Origin of the sequence: Micromonospora sp. URMC 105 (assembly GCF_051386295.1) — a bacterium.
GTDB lineage: Bacteria > Actinomycetota > Actinomycetes > Mycobacteriales > Micromonosporaceae > Micromonospora.
This window is the reverse complement of record NZ_JBPQTL010000157.1, coordinates 1-7970: the sequence shown is the minus strand read 5'-3', so window position 1 is coordinate 7970 and position 7970 is coordinate 1. Positions and strand designations below refer to the sequence as shown.

Here is a 7970-nt window from a genome sequence, read left to right as displayed (position 1 = left end):
CCCCCCCCCCCCCCCCCCCCCCAAACCCGGAGCCGGACCCCTGGTCGTGCCGGCCGGGGCGGGGCAGGGCGGGTGGGTCAGCCGGGGAGCGGGACGCCGGAGGCGGCGGCGACGCCCTCCAGGTAGCCGCGGGCCCGTTCGGTCTTCGGGTACCGGGCGACGAGCTCCCAGAACCGGGCGTTGTGGCTGGGCACGATCAGGTGCGCCAGCTCGTGCAGCAGCACGTAGTCGAGCACCCACTCCGGCATGTCCTGGAGGCGGTGCGAGATCCGGATGGTCCGGTCGGCCGGGGTACAGGATCCCCACCGGCCGTTCTGGTTGGTGACCCAGCGGACGCTGGCGGGCAGGGCGTCACTGCCGTGGTCGGGGAAATAGAGGTTGATCAGCCGTTGCGCCCGGTCGAGCAGCTCGGTGTCGGAGCGGGCGAGCCGGCCCTCCCGGGCGGCGAGCCGGGCGAGCATCCGGTCGACCCACTCGCTCTCCTCCGCGCGGGAGAACTGGTCGGGGATCAACACCACGACCCGTTCCCCGTCGCGGTAGGCGGACACCGTGCGTCGCCGGCGCTGACTGCGCCGTACCTCGACGACCGGCTTCCGCGCCCCTGCCATCAGCGGGCCGCGCAGCCGTGCATTCCTGCCACGAGGGAAAGCTAATGCGTACTGACCAGGGGTCCGCAAGAGTCAACACCGCGACACGCGCCCGGAAAGTGGTGGTTGGTTGTGGGGAGTCCCGAAAAAATCTGTGGATGACCATGTCGGGCCGCCCCGATCACCCTTCGTGGTGGCCGGGATCCGCGCGGCACCCGCATCCACCCCCACCGTAGGTGATCACCGTCCCGCAGCGCCGCTCGGGCCCCGCCAGGGCGTATTTGCGGGCGTTGCCCCGGCGTGTCCCCGGCAAACTCACTAATCCGGCCTATTTCGGCATGCACACTCTCGACGTCGACTTCCTCACAGTGTCGATGCACAGCTGACATGGATTCGCCCAGACCTGGGTAGGGTCCGCCATCCAGCGGTCACGTGGGTGTCCGCTGGAGCAAGACCCAGCGCCGGGTCCCCGCGGGGCCCGCCGCCGGGAGACCCGCCGGGCCGGCTCGCCCGGCGGACGAGACGAGGAGGGCTACCGTGGCCGACCAGGCCCAGACCTACAACGGTTACTGCGTCAAGTGCAAGGAGAAGCGGGACTTCGAGGGGCGCGTCGAGGTCTCGAAGACCGGAATGAACATGGCCAAGGGCAAGTGTCCGGTGTGCGGCACAACAGTGAACCGCATCCTGGGCAAGGCCAAGGTCTGACCCGTACGGGTTCCGGGGGAGGGGCGGCCGGCGACCGCCCCCCCCCCGTCTCGTCCCTGCCTGGGTCGAGGCTGTCGGGTGGGCGACAGAGTTACCCGGCGGTTGTGGATATCCCGCTGAATCCTGTGGACAGCGCTGGACAGAGCGCCGCGTACCTGTGGACAACGATCGACGGACAGCACGGATTCGGTCACGATCCGTTGGCATGAGCCCGTTGACGCGCCCGGCCCCGCGAATCCGCCCGCCCCTGCCCCGCCCGACGCTGCTGCCCGGCCTGACCCGGCTCTGGCGCGACCGGCACACCCTGCAACTCGGGCTCGACCCGGGCCGTGCCGTGCTGGTCGAGGTCGCCGACCCGCGCGCCGCGCGCCTGCTCGACCTGCTCGACGGCAGCCGCAGCGAGCGGGGCGTCCTGGCGCACGCCACGGCCGGCCGGGTCGCCCCGGAGCAGGCCCGCGAACTGCTCGACGCGCTGTACGCCGCCGGTCTGGTCGTACCGGCGCACACGCTGCTCCCCCGGGACCTGGCCGGCCCGGCGCGCAGCCGCCTCGCGGCGGAAGCCGGCGCGCTCGCGCTGGTCGCTCCCGCGTTGCCCGGCACCCCGGCGCAGCTGCTGCGCCGCCGACGGGCCGCCCGGGTGGTGGTGACCGGCGCCGGCCGGCTCGGCGCCCCGGTCGCCGTCGCGCTGGCGCAGGCCGGCGTGGGTCACGTGGCGCCCGACCTGAGCGGCACCGTCGGCCCCGCCGACCTGGTCGGCACCGGGCTGGCCGCCTCCGACACCGGTCGCCCGCTGGCCGCCGCGCTCCGCTCGGCGATCGACCGGACCGCTCCCGGTACGCAGACCCGCCCGCTGCACCGCGGCCGGGTGGAACTGGTGGTCCACCTCGGTACGGACCGGCCGGCCGCCCTGCTCGCGGCCGGGTACGCGCAGCGCCGCCAGCCGCACCTGCTGCTCGGCCTGCGCGAGGGCGTACCCGTGGTCGGGCCGCTGGTCCGGCCGCCGGTCGGGCCCTGCCTGCACTGCCTGGACCTGCACCGGGCCGACCGCGACCCGGGATGGCCCGGGCTCGCCGCCCAGCTCGCGGCGGACCCGGCCGACCAGGCGTGCGCCGCCGCCACGCTGCTGGCCGCCGTCGGGTACGCGGTCGCCGAGGTGCTGGCCCAGCTCGACGGCGGCGTCCCGGAGACGCTCGGCTGCGCGGTGGAGATCGGCGCGGCCGGCCGGTTCCGGCGCCGGGTCTGGCCGCCGCACCCCTCCTGCAGCTGCGCCGGTCGCCGCCACTGACCACCGACGGCGACGCCGGTCGTCTCCGCTGACGGCGCATGGCGGCGACGGCGACGCTGGTGACGGGCCGGTGCGGGCGGCTCGGACCGGCGCCGAGGGGCCCCGGCGGACAGCACGCGCGGGTGCCGAGCGGCGGGGCGGACGGGCACAGAGGGAACACGGCGGAGGAAAGCCGGGCCGGGCCCGGCTTCTCCAGCAGCAGCGGGCCCGCCCGGTCGGTAACAATGGCCGAGTGACCGACATCCCGCGCCGGGCCGTGTCCCGGACCGCCAAGCTCGCCGCCCTGCCGCTCGGCTTCGCCGGGCGGACCGTCCTCGGCATGGGAAAGCGCGTCACCGGGCTCGCCTCCGACGTCATCTCCGCCGAGATCCAGCAGCGCACCGCCGAGCAGCTCTTCAGCGTCCTCGGGCAGCTCAAGGGCGGGGCGATGAAGTTCGGCCAGGCACTGTCGGTCTTCGAGGCGGCACTGCCGGACGAGATCGCCGCCCCCTACCGGCAGGCGTTGACCAAGCTCCAGGAGTCGGCGCCGCCGCTGCCGGCCGCGAGCGTGCACAAGGTGCTCACCGAGCAGCTCGGGCCGGACTGGCGGGACCGGTTCGTCGAGTTCGACGACACCCCGGCCGCGGCGGCGAGCATCGGCCAGGTGCACAAGGCGATCTGGCGGGACCCGGAGACCGGCGAGGCGCGGACCGCGGCCGTCAAGATCCAGTACCCGGGTGCCGGTGACGCCCTGCTCGCCGACCTCAAGCAGCTCTCCCGGCTGGGCGGGATGTTCCGCGCCCTCCAGCCGGGTCTGGACGTCAAACCGCTGCTGGTCGAGCTCCGGGAGCGGGTCACCGAGGAGCTGGACTACGAGCTGGAGGCCGAGTCGCAGCGGGCCTTCGCCGCCGCGTACGCCGACGACCCGGAGATCTTCATCCCGGCCGTGCTCTCCAGCTCGCCCCGGGTGCTGGTCACCGAGTGGATCGAGGGGACGCCGCTGGCGGACATCATCCGCGAGGGCACCGAGGAGCAGCGGGACGAGGCGGGCCGGCTGATGGCGACCCTGCACCTGTCCGCGCCGCCCCGGGCCGGCCTGCTGCACGCCGACCCGCACCCGGGCAACTTCCGGCTGCTGCCCGACGGCCGGCTCGGCGTGATCGACTTCGGTGCGGTGGCGCGGATGCCGGAGGGCACGCCGGAGCCGATCGGCCGGATCGCCGGGCTGGCGCTGCGCGGCGACGCGGACGGTGTGGTGGACGGCCTGCGCAAGGAGGGCTTCGTCAGCGCCACGGAGCCGATCGACGCCCAGGGGGTGCTCGACTTCCTCCGCCCGATGCTGGCACCGATCGCCGACGAGGAGTTCCGGTTCACCCGGGCCTGGCTGCGGTCCGAGGCGGCCCGCCTGGCCAGCCCGAAGTCGCCGACCTACCAGCTCAGCCGGCAGCTCAACCTGCCCCCGTCGTACCTGATGATCCACCGGGTGACGCTGGGGTCCATCGGGGTGCTGTGCCAGCTGGAGGCGAAGGCGCCGTACCGGGGGATCCTGGAACGCTGGCTGCCCGGCTTCGCGCCGGTGCCCTGAGCCGGGGCGTGAAACGCCGCCAGGGGCGGTGACCGGAAGTCCGGTCACCGCCCCTGGCGTATCGGTGCGGATCTAGAGGGCGCCCAGGTCGCGAGCCGACTGGCTCCGGCTCTTCATCGCGACGGTACGGGCGGAACGGGTTGCCTCAGTGCTCGTGGTGGTACGACCGGCCTGAGGCTGGCGCATTCGGGCACGGGACAACGCTTCGTGAAGTAGTTGCATCTCGGTTCCGTTCGGGTAGTTCAGCATCGGTTTTCGGCTTTCTCGCAGCCGGTGCGGGACACCGGCGGGGGGTTGGATCGGGAAGTTGTCAGGCCGCCAGCCGGACTGCACTGCGCGACGCGGCCACACCACTGGCCGCCAGTCGCGCCTCGGCCTCGACCTGGAGCGCCGCGTCGCGGGCGAGGTCCTCCTTGCGCGGACGGCCACGGGGCCGCTTGCGCGGGACGACCGCGCCACGCTCGAAGATCTCGCCGCCCCAGACGCCCCACGGCTCGGCCCGCTCCACCGCACCGGCCAGGCACTCGACGCGCAGCGGGCAGTCCCCGCAGAGCGACTTGGCCAACTCCAGCTCGGCGGGCTGGTCGGAGAACCACAGGTCGGGGTCGAACTTCCGGCAGGGCAGGTTCGCCTCCATCTCGACGCTCACGTCGAGGGGGGCCAACGCCAGACTCATCGCCCGGTCACCTCTCTCTCACTTCGATCTCGTGGATCGCATTTTCGACGTACGGCGGGCAAAAAACTGAGGCCGCGGATCCCGGTGAGCGGGTTCCGCGGCCTCGAGGTGAGCCGGTGGTCTGTATTCAGACCGGTCTACCTCGAGGTGGAACGCCGCGGACATCCATGCGCTTCTTGGCGACATTGATGCCCATGCCCGTGAAGCCACTGGTCCCCTCGACTCCGATCGGCGCAACGGCCAGGGTCAGCTCGGCCTGAGCCTGGACCTGGTGCACCTGCGGAACCGACGGTCGCGTGGCGGCAAGGGCCACCCGGACAACCGACAGCGGAGCGCAGGCAGCTGGCATCGCCGCCGGACGCTCATAGGTGAAGATCTCCACGGGTGCCACCTCCCTCACGTTCCTCGTGCCGACTCGGTCTCCCACCCCGTGAGCAGCCGGAATGGCGCCGCTCCCGAGGTGTGCCATGAGGCTATTCCTCGCCCGGGGGCGAGGGCAAACGAATTTACGACGAGATTTCGAAAGTTTTCTCCGGCGCGATGTCGTCCACCGCCGCACCGTCCACCAGGGCCAGCACCGCCTCGCCGTAGAGGCCCAGCTTGCGGGGGCCGATCCCGGCGATCGCGATCAGCTCCTCGGGCCGCCCGGGACGCCGCTCGGCCAGCGCGGTCAGGGTGGCGTCGGTGAAGACCACGTACGCCGGAACCTTCTGCGCGCCGGCCACCCGGGCCCGCCAGTCCCGCAGCCGCTCGTACAGCTCCTCGTCGATGTCGGACGGACAGGTCGGGCAGCGGCCCAGCTTCCGGTCCGGACCGGCGAGCAGGGTCGCGCCGCAGATCCGGCAGGAGACCACCTGGGTCGCCGGCCGGCGGGCCGCGGTCCGCTTGGCCACGCTGCCGCCGGCCCGCTCACCGCCGCCGGAGCGGTCCAGCTGCGGCAGGAACCGCGACGGGCGCCGGGCCCGCCCGCCCGGCGAGCGCGCCGAGGCGTACGACAACCAGAGCCACTGCCGGGCGCGGGTGATGCCGACGTAGAGCAGCCGGCGCTCCTCCTCGACCTGCTCGGGGGTGCGGGCGTACGTGGTGGGCAGGGTGCCCTCGGAGAGCCCGACCAGGAAGACCGCGTCCCACTCCAGCCCCTTCGCCGAGTGCAGGGACGCCAGGGTCACCCCGTCGACGGTCGGCACGTGCTGCTGGGTGGCCCGGCGGGCCAGCTCCTCGTTGAAGTCGCTCAGGGTCACCGGGCGCTCCACCGCGCCCGCCTCGCCGATCGGCAGCACCTCCGGCGTCGCCGCGTACTCCTCGGCGAGCTGGACCAGCGCGGCCAGCGCCTCCCAGCGCTCCCGGGCGGCGCCACCGGGCGGGGGCGCGTCGGCGGCCCAGCCCACCGCGGCGAGCGCCTCCACCACGGCGGTCGGCAGCGGGGTCTCGCCCGGAATCGAGCGGGTGGCCGCCCGCAGCGCGACCATCGCCTGGCGCACCTCGACCCGCTCGAAGAAGCGCTCCGCGCCCTGCACCACGTACGGCACGCCGGCCTCGGTCAGCGCCTTCTCGTACGCCTCGGACTGGGCGTTGGTGCGGAACAGCACCGCGATCTCCCTGGCCGGGGTGCCCCCGTCGATCAGGGTCCGGCAGCGGGCGGCCACGGCGTTGGCCTCGGCCGGCTCGTCGGTGAAGATCCGCAGCTCCGGCTCGGGGCCGGGTGGGCGCTGCCCGTGCAGCTCCAGCCGCAGCCGGGCCTCAGCGCCCCGGGCCTGCGAGATCACCGCGTTGGCGAGCCCGACCACCTGGGGCGTGGAGCGGTAGTCGCGCACCAGCCGGACCACCGTCGCGCCCCGGTGCCGGCGCGGAAAGTCGACCAGGTACGACGAGGTGGCCCCGGTGAACGTGTAGATCGTCTGGCTGGCGTCGCCCACCACGGTCAGGTCGTCCCGGCCGCCGAGCCAGGCGTCCAGCAGTCGCTGCTGCAACGGGTTGACGTCCTGGTACTCGTCGACCACGAAGTGCCGGTACTGGCCGCGCACCTGCTCGGCGACGTCCCGGTGCTCCTCGATCCCCCAGACCGCGGCGCGCAGCATGTCCTCGAAGTCGATCACGCCGTTCGACCGCTTGAGCCGCTCGTACGCGGCGAAGACCTCGGCCACCTTCGCCGGCTCGTACGGCGTCTCGCGCAGCGCCTTGGCCGCGGCGACCACGTACTCCCCCGGCTCGACCAGCGACGACTTGGCCCACTCGATCTCACCGGCGAGGTCGCGCGCGGCGGCCCGGTCGGCGCGCAGGCCGACCTTGGCGGCGGCCAGGGTGACCACCCGCACCTTGCTGTCCAGCAGCTCCGGCATGGCCCGGCCCGCCAGCAGCCGGGGCGCGAAGTAGCGCACCTGGCGCAGCGCGGCGGCGTGGAAGGTCCGCGCCTGCACGCCCGGTACCCCGAGCGCGGTGAGCCGGCTTCGCATCTCGGCGGCGGCCCGGGCGGTGAAGGTGACCGCCAGCACATGCCGGGGCGATATCTCCCCGGAGAGCGTGCGGTGGGCGATCCGGGAGGTCACCGCGCGGGTCTTGCCGGTGCCCGCGCCGGCCAGGATGCAGACCGGGCCGGCCGGGGCGGTCACCGCAGAGCGCTGCTCCGGGTCGAGCCCGGCGAGCACGAGTTCCGACGCTGAGTGAACCGCCACAGCGAGGAATCATCTCAGCTCCGGCTGATGTTGCACCCGTTAGCCTGGCCTGACCGGACCGGGTGCAGCGAAGAACCCTTGGAGGATCCGACCATGTTGACGATGTATTCCACCTCGTGGTGCGGCTACTGCCACCGGCTCAAGTCGCAGCTGGACCGGGAGGGCATCGGGTACGAGGTGGTCGACATCGAGCAGGACCCGAAGGCGGCCGACTTCGTGATGAGCGTCAACGGCGGCAACCAGACGGTCCCGACGCTGCGCTTCGCCGACGGCAGCGCGCTGACCAACCCCTCCATCGTCCAGGTCAAGCAGCACCTGGCCAGCCTCCCCAGCTGACCAACCCATCCCGCGCAGCCGCTGCCCCGCGCAGCCCGCTGCCCCGCAGTTTCCGAGAAAGAGGGCTCATTCCACCCGGAATGGGCCCTCTTTCGCTGTAAGTGGCGTTCGCTGTGGGGGTCGGGGCGGGGGGTCAGAGGCTGTC

The 7970-nt window shown here is 73.3% G+C and carries 8 protein-coding genes; 4 read left to right on the top strand and 4 right to left on the bottom strand.

Annotated elements, in window-relative coordinates:
• Positions 1-77 precede the first annotated feature (77 nt).
• Positions 78-608, bottom strand: coding sequence for a M48 metallopeptidase family protein (locus ACSNN7_RS28055; protein ID WP_436684064.1), 531 nt, complete (start codon positions 606-608; stop codon positions 78-80).
• Positions 609-1124: 516 nt separating this feature from the next.
• Between ACSNN7_RS28055 and ACSNN7_RS28050 the strand changes: the two genes are divergently transcribed.
• The 3 genes from ACSNN7_RS28050 to ACSNN7_RS28040 all read left to right on the top strand — a co-directional run bounded on the left by ACSNN7_RS28050 (position 1125) and on the right by ACSNN7_RS28040 (position 4141).
• Positions 1125-1292, top strand: a complete 168-nt coding sequence (locus ACSNN7_RS28050; RefSeq protein WP_012014940.1) for a DUF5679 domain-containing protein — start codon at positions 1125-1127, stop codon at positions 1290-1292.
• A gap of 205 nt (positions 1293-1497) precedes the next feature.
• Positions 1498-2577: a hypothetical protein gene (locus ACSNN7_RS28045; protein WP_436684063.1), complete on the top strand. Its 1080-nt coding sequence runs from the start codon at positions 1498-1500 to the stop codon at positions 2575-2577.
• A 232-nt stretch (positions 2578-2809) separates the two neighbouring features.
• The gene (locus ACSNN7_RS28040) at positions 2810-4141 is read left to right on the top strand and encodes an ABC1 kinase family protein (protein ID WP_436684062.1); all 1332 of its coding nucleotides are present in this window, start codon (positions 2810-2812) and stop codon (positions 4139-4141) included.
• 310 nt (positions 4142-4451) lie between these two features.
• On the opposite strand, the gene ACSNN7_RS28035 is transcribed toward ACSNN7_RS28040, so the two are convergent.
• The 3 genes from ACSNN7_RS28035 to ACSNN7_RS28025 all read right to left on the bottom strand — a co-directional run bounded on the left by ACSNN7_RS28035 (position 4452) and on the right by ACSNN7_RS28025 (position 7489).
• Complete coding sequence (locus tag ACSNN7_RS28035) at positions 4452-4817, bottom strand: WhiB family transcriptional regulator (RefSeq protein ID WP_436684061.1); 366 nt, start codon at positions 4815-4817, stop codon at positions 4452-4454.
• 127 nt (positions 4818-4944) lie between these two features.
• Positions 4945-5199, bottom strand: a complete 255-nt coding sequence (locus tag ACSNN7_RS28030; RefSeq protein WP_436684060.1) for a hypothetical protein — start codon at positions 5197-5199, stop codon at positions 4945-4947.
• Positions 5200-5323: 124 nt separating this feature from the next.
• The gene (locus ACSNN7_RS28025) at positions 5324-7489 is read right to left on the bottom strand and encodes an ATP-dependent DNA helicase UvrD2 (RefSeq protein WP_436684059.1); all 2166 of its coding nucleotides are present in this window, start codon (positions 7487-7489) and stop codon (positions 5324-5326) included.
• Positions 7490-7582: 93 nt separating this feature from the next.
• Between ACSNN7_RS28025 and ACSNN7_RS28020 the strand changes: the two genes are divergently transcribed.
• Positions 7583-7825, top strand: coding sequence for a mycoredoxin (locus ACSNN7_RS28020; protein WP_436684058.1), 243 nt, complete (start codon positions 7583-7585; stop codon positions 7823-7825).
• The last annotated feature ends 145 nt before the right edge of the window (positions 7826-7970 follow it).

Coding starts and splice junctions, on each gene's coding strand:
- ACSNN7_RS28045 (WP_436684063.1), top strand. CDS start 1,498: ATGAGCCCGTTGACGCGCCCGGCCCCGCGAATCCGCCCGCCCCTGCCC.
- ACSNN7_RS28035 (WP_436684061.1), bottom strand. CDS start 4,817: ATGAGTCTGGCGTTGGCCCCCCTCGACGTGAGCGTCGAGATGGAGGCG.
- ACSNN7_RS28020 (WP_436684058.1), top strand. CDS start 7,583: ATGTTGACGATGTATTCCACCTCGTGGTGCGGCTACTGCCACCGGCTC.
- ACSNN7_RS28055 (WP_436684064.1), bottom strand. CDS start 608: ATGGCAGGGGCGCGGAAGCCGGTCGTCGAGGTACGGCGCAGTCAGCGC.